Source organism: Micromonospora sp. BL1 (genome assembly GCF_003667485.1).
Lineage (GTDB): Bacteria > Actinomycetota > Actinomycetes > Mycobacteriales > Micromonosporaceae > Micromonospora > Micromonospora tulbaghiae.
In genome coordinates this window covers 18,852-33,393 of the sequence record NZ_RCVK01000232.1, presented here as the reverse complement: position 1 = coordinate 33,393, position 14,542 = coordinate 18,852, and the positions used below count along the sequence as shown (strand labels likewise).

The window sequence follows — 14,542 nt, the reverse complement described above, 5'->3', positions numbered from 1 at the left end:
ACCTGCCCAGGGCGGCCCGGCTGGTTAGCGTCGGCGCATGGACATCAGTCAGGACGCGCCGGCCGCGCGATTCGCCGCTCTGACCACCGCCCACGTCGCCGACGCCTGCCTGCGCGCCGGCGTGCCCGTCCGCTGCGCCCCGGCCGCCGTCGTCCCGGTGTTGCCGGGGCGGCGCCTGGCCGGCCGGGTCCGACCGGCCCGGCACGCCGGCAGCGTGGACGTCTTCCTGGAGGCGATCGAGCTGGCCGCCGACGGGGACGTGCTCGTCGTCGACGACGCCGGCCGCACCGACCGGGCGTGCGTCGGCGACCTGGTGGTGCTGGAGGCGCGGGCCGCCGGCTTGGCCGGGCTGGTGGTGTGGGGCGCGCACCGCGACACCGCGGACCTGGTCGCGGTCGGACTGCCGGTGTTCAGCCTCGGCGCCACCCCGAGCGGGCCGCTGGAGCTGGACCCGCGCCCGGCCGGGGCGCTGGAGCACGCCCGGGTCGGGCCGTTCACCGTCGGCCCGCAGGATCTGGCGCTGGCCGACGACGACGGCGTGCTGTTCGTACCCGCCGACCGGGCCGGGGAGCTGTTCGACCTGGCCGGGTCCATCCGGGACACCGAGCGGCGGCAGGCCGACCGGATCCGGGCCGGGGAGTCGCTGCGCGTGCAGGTCGGGTTCGGCGCGTACCTGGCGGCCCGGGAGGCGGACCCGGCGCTGACGTTCCGGGCGCACCTGCGGGCGGTGGGCGGCGCGATCGAGGAGTGACCCGGTCAGCCGCCGCGCGCCCACAGCGCCAGGCGGACCCGGTTGGCGCTGCCGGTCTTGGTCATCAGGCTGGTGATGTGCGTCTTCACAGTGGTCACCCCGATGTGCAGGCGGTCGGCGATCTCGGTGTTCGACAGCCCGTCGGCGACCAGGTCCAGCACGTCCCGCTCGCGGGCGGTCAGCTCGGCCGCACGCCGGGGCGCGCCGGCGCGGGCGTGCACCGCGCGTTCGACCAGCCGGCGCAGGACGTCCGGGCTGAACGGGCTGTCGCCGGCGGCGGCGCGGCGGACGCCGTCGAGCAGGTCGACCGGGGGCGCGTCCTTGAGCAGGAACCCGCAGGCGCCGGCGGTCAGCGCCGGGTAGAGGTGGTCGTCGTCGCCGAACGTGGTGAGCACCATGATCCGGGTGGCCGGACGGTCGGCGAGGATCCGGCTGGTCGCGGTGATCCCGTCGACGCCGGGCATCCGCAGGTCCATCACCACCACGTCGGGGCGTAGCCGGGCGGCCAGGGTGACCGCGTCCCGGCCGTTGTCGGCCTCGCCGACGACCTCGAGGTCGGGCTGGGCGTCGCACAGCATCCGCAGGCCGGCCCGGATGAGGTGCTGGTCGTCGACCAGCAGCACCCGGATCACGCCGGCTCCGGCGTGCCCGCGCGGGGCCGGGGCGCCTGGTGGGCCGGCCCGGGCGGGGGCAGCACGGTCCGGACCCGCCAGCCGGAACCGGTGGGCCCGGCCTCCAGCCGCCCGCCGAGCACCTCGACCCGTTCCCGCATCCCGACGAGGCCGTGCCCGCCGCCGGAGGGCACCCCGGCCGGCGCGGCGCCGCGCCCGTCGTCGGTCACCGCCCAGTGCACCGCGCCGTCCTCGACCGACACGGCCAGCCGGGCCCGGGCCGCCGCGCCCGCGTGTTTCGCCACGTTCGTCAACGCCTCCTGGGTCAGTCGCAGCACCGCCTGGCCGCGTACCGCGTCGAGCCTGCCGACCGCCGGGTCGACGTCGGCCTCCACCACGACGCCCGCCTGCCGGGCCCGGTCGACAGCCGCGCCGAGCGCGGCCGGCAGCGCCGACGGCTCGATCGCGGTCAGGGCGGCGTCGCCGCGGACACCGTCCGGGTCACGCAGCACCGCCACCAGCCGCCGCAGGTCGGTCAGCGCGGCCGTGCCGGTGGCGTGCACGTCGTCGAACACCTCGCCGACCCGGGGGTCCAGGTCGGGCAGCACGTGCCGGGCCACGCCGACCCGCAGCACCATCGACGCGACGTGGTGCGCGAGCACGTCGTGCAGTTCCCGGGCGATGGCGCCGCGCTCGTCGGCGCGGGCCGCCCGGCTCTCCGACTCGCGCCGGCGCCGCTCCGCCTCTGCCCGCACCTCGGCCTGCCGCCCGAGTTCCCGGGTGGTCCGCACCACCAGCCCGAGCAGCAGCGGCAGGCCGACTGTGACGGCCAGCCCGAACAGGCCGGTGAGCGCCGCACGGACCGGTTCGCCGATCTGGCCGGACAGGTCGACGGCGGCGAGCAGTCCGGCGCCCAACCAGACCGTGCGCGGCCGGGTGGCCCGCATGGTCAGCTCCAGCAGCGCCCAGCTCGCACCGACCTGGTTGATCATCACGTCGTCGACCAGCACGAGCGCGGCGACCAGCAGGGCCGACTGGATCAGCAGGTTCACCAGAGGGCGGCGGTGGCACAGCAGCGCCAGCGCGAACGCCGGGACCGCCAGCGCCCACTGCGTACCGGTGGCGGCCTGGCCCGCGTGCGGTCCGAAGACCAGGTAGCCGACGCCGCTGAGATCCAGCAGCAGGATCCGCGCGAGCGTGTCGCGCGCGTCGAACAGCCGACCGACCCAGCTCACCGCGTCAGCCTAGGCAACCGGAGCGGCCGGAGGCCACCGCGTTCGCCGGCCGCCGGCCCGGCGGTCCGAGGTGGACCACCGGGCCGAACACCACGGCGCTCATCCGACCAGCACCACACCGGTACGCCGGGTCCGGCGGGCCAGCACCAGCGTGGTGGCCGCCGCGGTGGCCGCCACCAGCACCCCCGCCGCGGCGAGCGTGAGCGCGTCCGGCGCGAGCAGCGCCTGCCCGCGCAGCGCCTGCCCGGTCAGCAGCAGCGTCAGTGCCGCGTACGCGGCCCCGCCGACGAGCACCAGCCGGGCCCGGGTCAGCTCGTCCAGCCGCGCGCCGAAGAACCGGTCGAGCAGGATCGCCAGCAGCGGCAGCGCCTGCAACGCGTGCATCCCGACGAAGTGCCCGACGCGCAGGTCGCCGCCGGTGGTGCTCCAGCCGAGCAGCGGCAGCCCCGGCCCGCCGTCGGGCACCCCGACGCTGTGCGCACCGCTGATCCCGGCGGGCGCGCCGGCCGGGCTCTGCGCCACCATCGGGAACGCGACGAGCATGCCGAGCAGGGACACGGCGAGGCCGAGCCGGACCGCGTATCCGCCGGCCCGGTCCGGAAGGGCCCGGCGGGCCAGCACGACCGCCAGTACGAACTGGGCCGCGAACAGCACGGTGATCGCCACGCCCATGACGTCGAACAGCACCGCGTTCAGCGTCGTGGTGCCGTTGAAGTGGCTGGTGGTGCCGCGGAGCACCTGACCCACGATGACGACCATCTCCAGCACGGACATGGCCACGATCACTGTGGCCGCCCGCTCGGCGGCCCGGCTGCGGCGGGGCAGCAGGGACAGCATCCAGGCGAGGGTGACGCCGTAGAGCACGAACGAGATCGCGAACTTCAGCGGCTTGAGCCAGATGGGCACGCCGGTCAGCACGCGCGGGTCGGCCACGACGCCGACCGCGGCGACGACGGTGAGCACCGCCATCGCGGACACGAGGAGCATCAGGGGGCGGTGCCATCCGGCCGCCCGGTTCCGCAGGGTAGTCATGCCTGTAGATGCTCGTGACGGGCCGGGCCGGTCGCGCCCGCCCGCGGGCCGCACTCGCGGCCACGGGTCGGAGCGTGTCTCCTACCGGGGGAGGAGGCCGGCCGGTCAGTCCGGCAGCCGGGGCATCTCGACGCCCGGGTCGCGGCCGAGCAGCACGCCACGGGTCAGCGCCCGTGAGCCGAAGCGGTCCCGCACCGCGTCGACGGCGGCGTCCAGCGCCGGCCCGGGGTCGGCGGTGAACGGCAGGGCGAGCTGGGTGTGCCCGCCGCCGAGGTTGCCCACCGACACGCCGAGCAGCGTCACGCCCCGTTCCGCGATCTGCGGCAGCGCGGCCCGCAGCAGGTCACGGGCGGCGGCCCGCAACGGCCCGGTCTGCGCGGTCGGCTCGTCGAGCGTGTGCGACCGGGTGGCCCGGGTGTAGTCGGCGAAACGCAGCCGCAGCGTCACCGTGCGGCCGGTGCGGCGGGCGGCGCGCATCCGGCCGGTGACCCGGTCGACCAGCCCGGCCAGCACCGCGTCCAGGTCGGCGGGGGAGTTCGGCCCGCGTCCCAGCGCGTGCTGCGCGCCCATCGAGGAACGGCGGCGGCCCACCTGCACCGCCCGGGGGTCGCGGTTGTGCGCCAGGGCGTGCAGGTGCCGCCCGGCGTCCGCGCCGAGCAGCGACACCAGCGCCGGCTCGTCCAGCCGGGCCACCTGCCCGACGGTACGGATGCCGCGTTCGCGCAGCCGGGCGGCGGTGACCGGGCCGACGCCCCACAGCCGCTCGACCGGCAGGGGGTGCAGGAACGCCAGTTCCCGCTCCGGCTCCACCACCAGCAGCCCGTCCGGTTTGGCCACCCCGCTGGCCACCTTCGCGAGGAACTTCGTCCGGGCCACGCCGACGGTGATCGGCAGGCCGACCTCGCGGCGTACCCGTTCCCGCAGCGTGGCCGCGACGGCGGCCGGCGCTCCGGCGAGCCGCCGCAGCCCACCCACGTCGAGGAACGCCTCGTCGATGCTGAGCCCTTCGACGAGCGGGGTGGTGTGCCGGAAGATCTCGAACACCGCCCGGCTGGCGGCCGTGTACGCGGCCATCCGGGGCGGCACCACCAGCGCGTCGGGGCAGAGCCGCCGAGCCTGCCGGCCGCCCATCGCGCTGCGCACGCCCCGGGCCTTGGCCTCGTAGCTGCACGCGAGCACCACGCCGCCGCCGACGATCACCGGCCGGCCGCGCAGCCGGGGGTCGTCGCGCTGCTCGACCGAGGCGTAGAACGCGTCCAGGTCGGCGTGCAGGATGGTGGCCTCGCTCGACACCCGGTCATCTTCGCACAGATGTTCGAACAGGCGTGGCTGACCTGCCCCGACGCAGGCGACCGGCCGGCGGGAGCGCCCGCCGGCCGGTCGCGTGCGGTCACCGTCCGTAGACCTCGAACTCGTAGAGCGAGAAGCCGTACGAGGTGGCCCGGGTGACGCCGTACATCCGCACGTATCGCGCGCTGACCGGGGCGAACGTCACGTTGTCGACGCCGCCGTTGCCGGTGGTGGTGCTGAACACCGGCTGCCAGGAGTTGCCGTCAGCGGAGACCTCGATCCGGTAGCCGGTGGCGTACGCGGCCTCCCACCGCAGCACCGCCCGGCTGATGGTCCGGGCCGAACCGAGGTCCACCCGCAGCCACTGGTTGTCGTTGTAGCTGCTGGCCCACCGGCTGCCCAGACTGCCGTCGACCGCCTTGGCCGGGGTGTTGCTGGTCAGGAACTGGGTGCTGGACGCGGTGGCGGTGCGGCCCTGCGCCAGGTTGGTCACCGCGTCGCCCCGGCGCGCCGGGAACGAGACGACCTGCTGGTAGGTGGGCCGGTTCTGCCAGGCGATCAGCGGGTGGGTGATGCCGCCGAGCCCGGACTGGGCGATCGAGTCGGCGCACCACTGGTCGCCCGCGCCGCACGAGGAGTCGCCCGGGTAGACGGTGGTCGCGGGCGCCGCCGCGGCCTGGCCGAGCGTGTCCAGCAGCGCCTGCCGGCACGCGCCGAGGTTGCCGTTGCCGCAGTACGTGCGCCCGAGCCCGCCGGCCACCGGGTCGCCGAGCACGGCCCGCAGGTCCTTGTCGACGTAACCCCACCAGCCGTACTGGAAGGCCGAGCCCTTGTGCGCCTGCCCCTGCGACGCCCAGTTGACGGTGCCGTCGCGGGCGCCGTTCTGGCCGCCCGAGGGCGCCTCGTTGACTTCGAGCGCGTCGACGAGCGCGGCGTACAGGTCGGGGCCGAGGCCGGGACGGAACTGCGCCGAGGCCAGCAGCGGCCACCACGCGTCGAAGATCCGGATGGCGTCGGCGTGCTGGTAGACCTTCGACCCGGGTGACGTCTCCACCCGCCGCGACCCGGCCTGCTGCCAGGCCCGCAGCTTGGTCACCGCGGCGGCGAGCGCCGGGTCGGTGACGGGCGTGCTGTCGAGCACCCGCAGCAGCTCGCCGAGCACCTGCTGGCCGCGCAGGTCGGTCACGGCCGCCTCGGCGGTGATCCGGACGATGTCGGCGCGGCCGACCTTGCGCTGGGCGATGGCCGCCTTCACCGGACCGTCGAGTAGCTGACCCCGGTGCACCGCGCCGTAGCTGAAGTTGCCGTCGGCCGCGCCGAAGTCACGCGCCTGCTTGTTGTTCCAGCTGACGTAGTAGTCCTGGTTGACCGACTGGGGGTGGGCCGACGCCGGGGCGTACGTGGCGTCGTTGGTGTCCGGGTTCCAGCCGGCCCACTCGTACGCCGGCTCCGCCTTCATCGGCAGGTTCGGGTCGGAGGTGGACGAGCGCACCGGGTTCGAGCCGGAGTTGAAGTACGCCGCCTCGGTCGAGTTGACGTAGAACCAGTTGAACGCGTATCCGACGCTGGCCGCGGACGCCTGGAACGCCGCCGCGCTGCCCATCGCCGCCGGGTCGTTGTACGCCTGGAAGCCGATCGCCGAGTCGGCCTCGTGCCGGTAGGTGGAGCGCAGCTTGGTGAACGCGGTGGGCTGCCCGTTGACCAGCCCTCGGTAGGACACCAGCCCGTACTTGGTGCGCAGCGCGCGCAGCGTGTACGCGCCGGCGGGGGTGGAGTCGGCGAGCGTCGGCGACCAGGAGTTGCGCTTCTCCAGCACCTCCATGGCCACGCACTGGCCGCGGTAGAGGTAGCGGTTGGAGCGCAGCGTCGGCGCGCTGCCGTCGGTGGTGCACAGCGGCACCGCGTACGTGTCGGTCAGGTCCTGCGAGGCGGAGGTGGCGCTCCACGCGTAGTCCTGGCCGCGGCCGAGCAGCACGTAGAGGTTCAGCCCGGCGAAGGCGGCGCCGCGCGCGCTGATCCCCGGCCCCTGGAGTTCCTGGAGCATGAGCAGTTGCGGGGCGAAGTAGCCGGTCTGCGGGCCGAACACGGCCACCGGGTTGCCGGTGGTGGTGTGCCGGCCGGAGACCACGACCGCGTTGGACATGCCGTGCGTACGCAGGGTGGACAGGCCGCCGAGCAGGTCCTTGGTGGCGGCGCTGGTGCCGGTGCGGGCGGCGGCCCCGCCGGTGGCGTCGTACGCGAGCGGCTCGGCGACCACGGTGCCGGCGTCGGGCAGCACCGCGCTGGTGGCGCCGGGCGGCGTCGCGCCGTACGGGAAGCTCTGCCCGTCGTGCAGCGTCAGTACGGTCTCCGGGTCGTTCTGCGAGCGGAACGCGGTCCAGACCCGGTCGCCCTCGGTGGGGCCGTACTTGGCCCGGGCGGCCACCCGGACCAGCGCGGACTGCACCTCGCTGCCGCCGCCTCCGCCGAACAGCCCGCCGATGACACCGGCGGTGGCGATCAGGTCGGTCATGGTGAAGTGCTTCGGCTTGCCGGCGCCGGTGAGCACGTACTCGCCGGGGTAGTTGTCGTCGGCGATCGACTTGTCGATGTAGGCGTTGATGCCGGCGATGTAGTCGGCCACGTCGGTGTAGAGCTGCTGGCCCCGGGTGCCCTTGAGGCGCAGCGCGTCCACCTGGGCCTGGAGGTCCGCCTCGGTGTAGGGCGAGTTGGCCCAGACGCTCTGCTCCAGTTCCCGGTTGCCGGGGGCGCCGCCGGCGAACGAGGTGACGTTGCCGCGGCCGACGTGCCGCAGCAGGTCCATCACCCAGAGCCGGTCCTGGGCGCCGGCGTACCCGGCGCCGAACATGGTGCCGGCGCGGGTGGTGCCGGTGACGTGCGGGACGCCGGTGGCCTTGTCCCGCACGATGGTGACGTCCGAACGCGGCGAGATCCTGCTCTCGACCTGCGCGTCGGGGACGCCGAACGAGGCGTCGTTGTAGAAGTGGGCGATCTGCTCGTCGGTCAGCCCGGCGTAGTTGTAGACCAGGTTGGCGTACTCGTCGAGCTGGTCGCTGGAGTGCGCGGGGCGGGTGCCGAGCGCCTGGTGGGCCAGGATGCCGGCGAGCGTGGCGTTGCCGTTCTGCCCGGGGGGCAGGATGTCGGCGCACTGGCCGAGGCAGTAGTCGTCGGGGGTGAACGTGGTGGCGGCGAGCGCCGGCGACGGCGGGGTGACCGTCAGGACGCTCGCGGTGAGGGCGGCGGCGGTGAGCGCCGCGAGGCGGGCACGGATGGCGGGTAATGGCATGGCGATCCTCCGGGGACGCGGAGCAGGGCCGTTCGGTACGCCCGGCTGACGGCGTCTCGGCCTCCGTGCCCGGGCGTCCTGCCCGGAGGTGAGAATGACTCATATCTATCTGCGGGCAATGATCGGCGCACCACTGCCGTCCGGGATAGCCGTCGTTCACCAGTCGTCAATGCCGACGTTTCGTCGCGATCCGTCCCGCAACGACGCGGTGGGGGTGGCGCCGTTGCCACCCCCACCGCTCTCCCCGCCGGTGCGCCGTCAGTGCTTGTGGAACGACTGGCGCACCACACCCCCCACCAGCGCGCACCAGGTAGTGGTGCTGATCTTGCCGTTGGGCGGTAGTCCGTGCAGGCGCTGGAGGTCCTTCACCGCCGTGCGGGTGGCGTGGTCGTACTCACCGGTCGCGGTGACCTCGGCGTAGCCCTTGGAGGCGAGCATGAACTGCGCGGCGGCCACCGGAACGCCGGACGACTTCTGGTCCAGCTCCGGGGCCAGGGTCTCCCAGGTCGGCGCCGTGAGCGTGGCGTCGACGTCGACCGGGATGCCGTTGCGGGCCTGCCAGTCCTGCACCGCCGCGACCGTCGCCGTGTCGAACACGCCGGTCACCGGCACTGTGTAGCCGTGGAACGTCAGCAGGTACTGCGCGACGCGGACCACCGGGCCGCCGACGAAGCGCCAGATGTCCGGCCAGCGGCGGGCCGGCACGTCGCCCAGGTCGGTGCCCAGGTTCTCGAACACGGCGCGGCGCAGCGCCGGGAACTCCCGGTAGAACATCGCGCCCGGGCAGAGCGTGGCGCGGAAGTCCCAGTGGCCGAAGATGTCGTGGGCGTGCAGCCCGTACTGCCGGCAGATCGCGGTGCACAGCCGGACCAGCCCGTCGAGCAGCTCCTCCGGCGGCGTCTCGGTGACGTAGGTGCCCTCGTTCTCGATGCCGATGGCCCGCCCGTTCTCGCCCGGGCAGTGCGCGGCGATCATCTGCCGGTCGCCGGCGAGCAGCCGGTCCAGGCTGCCGTGGCGTCCCTCCAGGACGTGACCGCCGCGGCTCACCGTGAAGTGCTGCCCGGTGTCGGACCAGCCGTTGCCGTCCATGTGCAGGTCCTGGCAGTCGCGGGCGAGCTGCTTGGCGTGCTCCTCGGAGTAGTCCGTGACGTTCGGGAACGCCATGTGGTGCACGATGATCTTGTTGGTCGGGATCGCGCTGACCGACAGCGGGTCGGCCGGCGGGCGGGCGGCCCACTCGTCGCAGCTGATGATCCAGTCGAGGTCGGCGCCCGGTGCGGCGTGCGCGGCGGCCGGCCGGGCGAGCTCGCTGCCGACGACCGCGACCGCCGCGGCGCCGAGGCCGGCCCGCAGCAGCGTACGGCGGTCCAGCTCGGGGTGGTCGAAGTGCATCTCGCCTCCTCGATGGCCCGAACGGCGCCGGGCGGTGTAAAGGAACTGCAACGACTGCGCGCGTGGTGGAGAATATTGCCAAGCTCGCGCGGTGCGCCAGAGGACAAAAGCGACGTTCGCCGGCCGGTGCGCCTGCCGTTCCTACCGCCGGAGTAGGCGATCTCACGTCCGCTGACCGGGACGGACCATGGCCTTCCGCGACCTGCCGTGGCAGCCTGGGCCGGTGCAGTCGCCCAGCCTGACCGGGATCCTCGTGCTCGTCGCGGTGCTCGCGGTCGCCACCGCGTTCGGCTGGTGGCGCCGCCGCCACGACGGGCGGCTGCGCGCCGTCCGGAAGCGCCCATCGGCCGCCGACGCGCCGCACCTCGCCACCCTCACCGCCCTCGGGGTACGCCCCGGCGAGGTCACGCTGGTGCAGTTCTCCGCACCGGTCTGCGCGCCCTGCCGGGCCGCCCGCCGGGTGCTCGCCGAGGTCGCCGCCCGCCTCGACGGCGTCGCGGTGCGGGAGGTGGGCGTGGACGAACACCTCGACGCGGCCCGGGAACTGGACGTGTGGCGCACCCCGACCGTGCTGGTGGTGGACGCGGCGGGCCGCGTGGTGCGCCGGGCCGCGGGCGTGCCCGACCGCGACGACCTGATCGCCGCGCTCACGGTCGGGGCGGGGCGATGACCGGCGTACGGCTGACCCGCCGCCGGGTGGTGGACCACGGCCGGCTCGCCACGAGCCTCTGTGCGGCGGCGCGTCCCGCCTGACCGACCGCCCCCGCACGAACGGACCCACCCCATGCTGCTCGACCCCCGGGGACCGCGCTTCGCCGCCGTCCTCACCACAGTCGTCCTCGCGATCGTCCTCGTCACCGGCTCCGGGCTGCTCCTGCTCGCCCAGGCCGTGGTGTTCGCGCTCACCGCCGTCAACCCGCGCCTCGGCCCGTACGGCCTGCTGTTCCGCGCCCTGGTGGCGCCCCGGCTGGACCCGCCGGCGGAGCTGGAGCCGGTCGCGCCGGTGCGCTTCGCCCAGGTCGTCGGCCTGGCCTTCAGCGCCGTCGGCGCGGCCGGCTGGTTCGCCGGGCTGCCCGCGCTCGGCCTGGCCGCCACCGGCGCCGCGCTGGCCGCCGCGTTTCTCAACGCCGCGTTCGGGCTCTGCCTCGGCTGCGAGGCGTACCTGGCGATCCGGCGGCTGGCCGGGCGCCCGCTCGCCGCCCGGGTGGCGGTACCCCCGCGCTGACCGCCCGCCCGTACGCTGACCCCGGCGGAACGGGGGAGTGGCATGGCGGGTCGCGGACGGCTGGACCGGCGCAGCGTGCTCGTCGCCGCCGGCGGGCTGGCGGTGGCGGGGATCGGCGTGCCGGTCGGGCTCGCCGCCACGAACGACCGGCCGCCGCCCCCGCCGCGCGGCCGGCGGCCGATCAGCATGGCGATGCACCTGCACGCCTCGTTCAGCGAGGGCGTGGCCAGCTACGCCGCCCACCTCGACCAGGCCAGCCGCAACGGCGTCGACGTGCTCTGGTGGACCGACCACGACTTCCGGGTCGCCGCCCACGACCACCGCCGGGTCGTCCACTTCGACGGCCCGGAGGAACGCGAGGGCGGCCTGGCCTGGACCTGGCAGCCGGCCACCGAGGGCCGCCTGCGCGCCTCGGCCGCCGACTTCGTGGACGCGCCGGACGCCCCCGACGGCCCGGGCCGCGCGCTGCGCCTCACCGCCGCCGGTGCCGGCACCCACTGGTACGCGGGCAAGGCGTGGAACTGGACGCACACCGCCAACATCTCCGACACGAGACTGCACCTCGACGTACGCCCCGAAGCGGCGGGCCGGGACGCCACGCTCACCGTGGAGGTCGCGCTGTCGCACCACCCGGCCGGCCCCGGCCGCCCCGCCGGACAGCTCGTGCTGCGCTACCGCCTCGGCGGCGTGGACGCGGTCCGGCACACAGTGGACGGCCGCCACGGCACCGTCGAGCTGCCCGCCCCGGCCGCCGTCTGGCGGCGGCACACGTTCGACCTGCTCGCCGACGTACGGCGGCTCTGGCCCGGCCTGGTCGCCGGGGACAACTCGCTGCGCGGGCTGCGTCTCGGCGTGACCGTGTCCGGTGGCGCACGCGGCGCGTACCTGGTGGACCGGCTCGTCTTCGACCGCGCCCGCCGCGCCGGCCAGGCGGGCGAGGAGTTGCGCGCCGAGGTGCTGCGCGGCTACGCCGGGGCGTACGAGGGCGTCACCCACCACCGCGCGTACGAGGTGTCGATGGTGCGGCACCTCAACTGGTTCGGCGGCGACGGCACGCTGCCGCGCTTCCCGTCCCCGCCGTACCGGGACAACGACGTGGACGCCACCGAGGCGATGGTGCGGTTCCTGCACTCGCACGGCGGGGTGGTGTGCTGGAACCACCCGCTGGACACCGAGCGCCGCGAATCCCTGGCCCGCCTGCTGGTCAGCCGCGACGCGCTCGGCGTCGACCTGATCGAGATCGGACGCCGGCCGGTCGAGGACCACCTCTGGGCGTACGACGTGGCGGCCCGCAACGCGATCCCGCTGACCGCCGTGGGGGTCACCGACGACCACGACGGCACCGACTGGCGCGCGGGCCGGGACCGGAACATCACCTCGGTGTGGGCGGCCTCGACCGGCCGGGACGACCTGGTCGCGGCGCTGCGCGCCGGGCAGGCGTGGTTCGCCGACCTGGCCGGCTACCGGGGCGCGCTGGATCTGGAACTGGGTGGCCGCGGCGCCATGGGCGCGCTCGCCGTGCTCGCCGAGGACACCGTCACGGTGCGGCTGCGCGCCACCGACCTGCCCGCCGGGGCCACACTGGAGACGGTCACCGGCGAGGTCGACCGGGCCGGTGTCGCGGACCCGACACCGGCGGTCCGGGTCGGGCAGGTCCCCTGGCGGCAGTTGCGGCCGGGCTGGCACGACCTGCCGGTGCGCGTCGGCGCCGGCACGTACGTCCGCACCCAGGTCCGCGACCGCGACGGCGAGATCGTGGGCGCGAGCAACCCCCTCTGGCTGCTCCGCACCCCTCCACCGGCGGGAATCCCCCCACCCCGCCGCCGCTGACCCGCGCCCTCTCACCCGCCGTGCTCCCTTTCGTCGATCATGAAGTTGGCGGCGGTCTCGGTCCCTCTTGTCCCCGTCAACTTCATGATCGACGAGGTCGGGGACGGTTGCCGGGGTCTGGTACTCGTGGCGGTGTGTCCGATACCGACCACCTGCCGGGCGGCGCCGCGCCGTCCGGGGAACCGGGCGCCGACCGGCGTCCGGAAGCAGCCGTTGCGGCGATGGCCGACGGCCGCGCCACGGTCAGAATGACGAGCGAGGCGGCGTCCGACACCCGCCCGTGGGACGCCGTGGAGTCTGTCGCATGAGCGGCTGGGAACTATCCGGATACACGCCGGTCCGCCGGCTCGGCGCGGGCGCGTCGGGCAGCGTCGTGCTCGCCACCCACGACCCGACCGGCACCCCGGTCGCGATCAAGTACCTGATCCGCGACCTGGGTGAGGACTCGGCGTTCCGGACCGCGTTCCGCACCGAGGCCCGGCTGCTCGGCGAGATCGACGACCCGCACGTCAGCCGCCTCTACGAGTACGTGGAGAGCCCGCACGGCGCGGCCATCGTGATGGAACTGGTCGACGGCGTCTCGCTGCGCCAGATGCTGCGCGCGCACGGCCCGACCACGCCCGAGGCCGCGCTCTGCGTCCTGAAGGGCTCACTCGCCGGCCTGGCCGCCGCGCATGCCCACGGTGTCGTGCACCGCGACTACAAACCGGAGAACGTGCTGGTCACCGGCGCCGGGCTGAGCAAGCTCGCCGACTTCGGCATCGCCATGCCGATCGGCCAGGGCTCCGACACCACGGTGTCCGGCACGCCCCGCTACATGGCCCCCGAGCAGTGGACCGGCGCCCCGGCGAGCCCGGCGTGCGACGTCTACGCCGCCACCGCCACGTTCTTCGAGTGCCTCACCGGCCGGCCCCCGTACCAGGGACCGGACCTGCTCTCCCTGCGCGACCAGCACGCCAGCGCGCCGATCCCCACCGAGGCGGCGCCCCCGCCGGTGCACGAACTGCTGCGCCACGGCATGGCCAAACGCCCCGACGACCGCCCGCCGTCCGCCGAGGCGTTCCTGGACCTGCTGGAACAGGTCGCCGGCAGCGGCTACGACAGCGGCTGGGAGGAACGAGGGCTGCGGGAGCTGGCCCGGCGGGCGGCGCTGCTCGCCGCGCTGTGGCCGTTCCCGGACCGGGCCGAGGGCGCCACCGCGGTGGCACACACCGAGCTGGGCGCCACCACCGGCCGGGGCGGACGGTTCCGCAGTGGCCGCACCCGTACCGCGCTCGCCGCCGGCGCCCTGGTCGCCGCCGTCCTGGCCGGGGGCGCCGGCTACAGCTACGCCGCCCACGACGGCACGCCCGCCGCCGGCCCGGCCGGCCCGGCGAGCGCCGGTCCCGCCACCACCGGCGCACCCGTACCGGACCCGACCGGCGTCGAGTCGCCGAGCCCGTCGCCGACGCCCGGCCCGTCCACCGCGTCCGCCGCACCACCAGCCCGCCGCCACCGGACGTGACAGCGCCGGTAGTGGACGGCGTCCGCGCCGACCCGGGCGAGCTGGACCCGAAGGGCTGCCCCTACGGCGCCAAGACCAGCACCGTCACCGTCACCGTCACCGACGACCGCAGCGGCCCGGCCGCGCTCACCGTCACGTTCGGCTACACCCTCGACGGCGCCACCGGCACGATCCGGATGGCCGCCGCCGGGCGCGGCGTGTTCACCGGCACGCTCGGCCCGCTGTCCACGCCCAGGCGCAGCGCCCGCATCCCCGTCCGGGTCACCGCCGCCGACGCCGCCGGCAACACGACCACCTCGGCGTCACCGGTGTACGTGACGCTCTACCACGACTGCACCCCCGGCTAGGAGGACGACAGTGCCCGCTGCCCCGCACCGCAGCCCGTC

At 75.2% G+C, this 14,542-nt stretch carries 12 protein-coding genes; 6 read left to right on the top strand and 6 right to left on the bottom strand.

All coding sequences use genetic code 11. From position 1 onward, the window contains the following. The first annotated feature begins 37 nt into the window (after positions 1–37). Positions 38–751, top strand: a complete 714-nt coding sequence (locus tag EAD96_RS14745) for an RraA family protein (protein WP_121684668.1) — start codon at positions 38–40, stop codon at positions 749–751. A gap of 5 nt (positions 752–756) precedes the next feature. Here EAD96_RS14745 and EAD96_RS14740 read toward each other — a convergent pair whose 3' ends face one another. From EAD96_RS14740 to EAD96_RS14715, 6 genes are all read right to left on the bottom strand, one after another. After that, entirely contained in the window at positions 757–1,383 is a 627-nt protein-coding gene (locus EAD96_RS14740; protein WP_121684667.1) for a response regulator transcription factor, read from the bottom strand. Continuing rightward, positions 1,380–2,597 (bottom strand): sensor histidine kinase, encoded by a 1,218-nt coding sequence (locus EAD96_RS14735; protein WP_121684666.1) that lies wholly within the window; start codon positions 2,595–2,597, stop codon positions 1,380–1,382. Before EAD96_RS14735 ends, EAD96_RS14740 begins: the two co-directional genes overlap by 4 nt. Before the next feature lie 99 nt (positions 2,598–2,696). Continuing rightward, complete coding sequence (locus EAD96_RS14730; RefSeq protein ID WP_121684665.1) at positions 2,697–3,629, bottom strand: hypothetical protein; 933 nt, start codon at positions 3,627–3,629, stop codon at positions 2,697–2,699. 105 nt (positions 3,630–3,734) lie between these two features. Then, the gene (dinB, locus tag EAD96_RS14725; protein WP_121684664.1) at positions 3,735–4,922 is read right to left on the bottom strand and encodes a DNA polymerase IV; all 1,188 of its coding nucleotides are present in this window, start codon (positions 4,920–4,922) and stop codon (positions 3,735–3,737) included. A 97-nt stretch (positions 4,923–5,019) separates the two neighbouring features. After that, a complete protein-coding gene (locus tag EAD96_RS14720; protein ID WP_121684663.1) occupies positions 5,020–8,205 on the bottom strand; it encodes a penicillin acylase family protein in 3,186 nt (1,061 codons plus the stop codon). 258 nt (positions 8,206–8,463) lie between these two features. Further along, entirely contained in the window at positions 8,464–9,597 is a 1,134-nt protein-coding gene (locus EAD96_RS14715) for an N-acetylmuramoyl-L-alanine amidase (protein WP_121684662.1), read from the bottom strand. 223 nt (positions 9,598–9,820) lie between these two features. Here EAD96_RS14715 and EAD96_RS14710 point away from each other — a divergent pair, with 223 nt between their 5' ends. From EAD96_RS14710 to EAD96_RS31535, 5 genes are all read left to right on the top strand, one after another. After that, complete coding sequence (locus EAD96_RS14710; protein WP_233585778.1) at positions 9,821–10,267, top strand: thioredoxin family protein; 447 nt, start codon at positions 9,821–9,823, stop codon at positions 10,265–10,267. Between the two features lie 114 nt (positions 10,268–10,381). Beyond that, positions 10,382–10,822 carry a DUF4395 domain-containing protein gene (locus tag EAD96_RS14705; RefSeq protein ID WP_120569782.1) on the top strand — a complete coding sequence of 147 codons (441 nt, stop codon included), beginning with the start codon at positions 10,382–10,384 and terminating at the stop codon, positions 10,820–10,822. A gap of 42 nt (positions 10,823–10,864) precedes the next feature. After that, positions 10,865–12,652 (top strand): hypothetical protein, encoded by a 1,788-nt coding sequence (locus tag EAD96_RS14700; protein ID WP_121684660.1) that lies wholly within the window; start codon positions 10,865–10,867, stop codon positions 12,650–12,652. Between the two features lie 304 nt (positions 12,653–12,956). Next, the gene (locus tag EAD96_RS14695; RefSeq protein ID WP_233585777.1) at positions 12,957–14,156 is read left to right on the top strand and encodes a serine/threonine-protein kinase; all 1,200 of its coding nucleotides are present in this window, start codon (positions 12,957–12,959) and stop codon (positions 14,154–14,156) included. Next, the gene (locus EAD96_RS31535) at positions 14,153–14,503 is read left to right on the top strand and encodes a hypothetical protein (RefSeq protein WP_233585775.1); all 351 of its coding nucleotides are present in this window, start codon (positions 14,153–14,155) and stop codon (positions 14,501–14,503) included. Before EAD96_RS14695 ends, EAD96_RS31535 begins: the two co-directional genes overlap by 4 nt. The last annotated feature ends 39 nt before the right edge of the window (positions 14,504–14,542 follow it).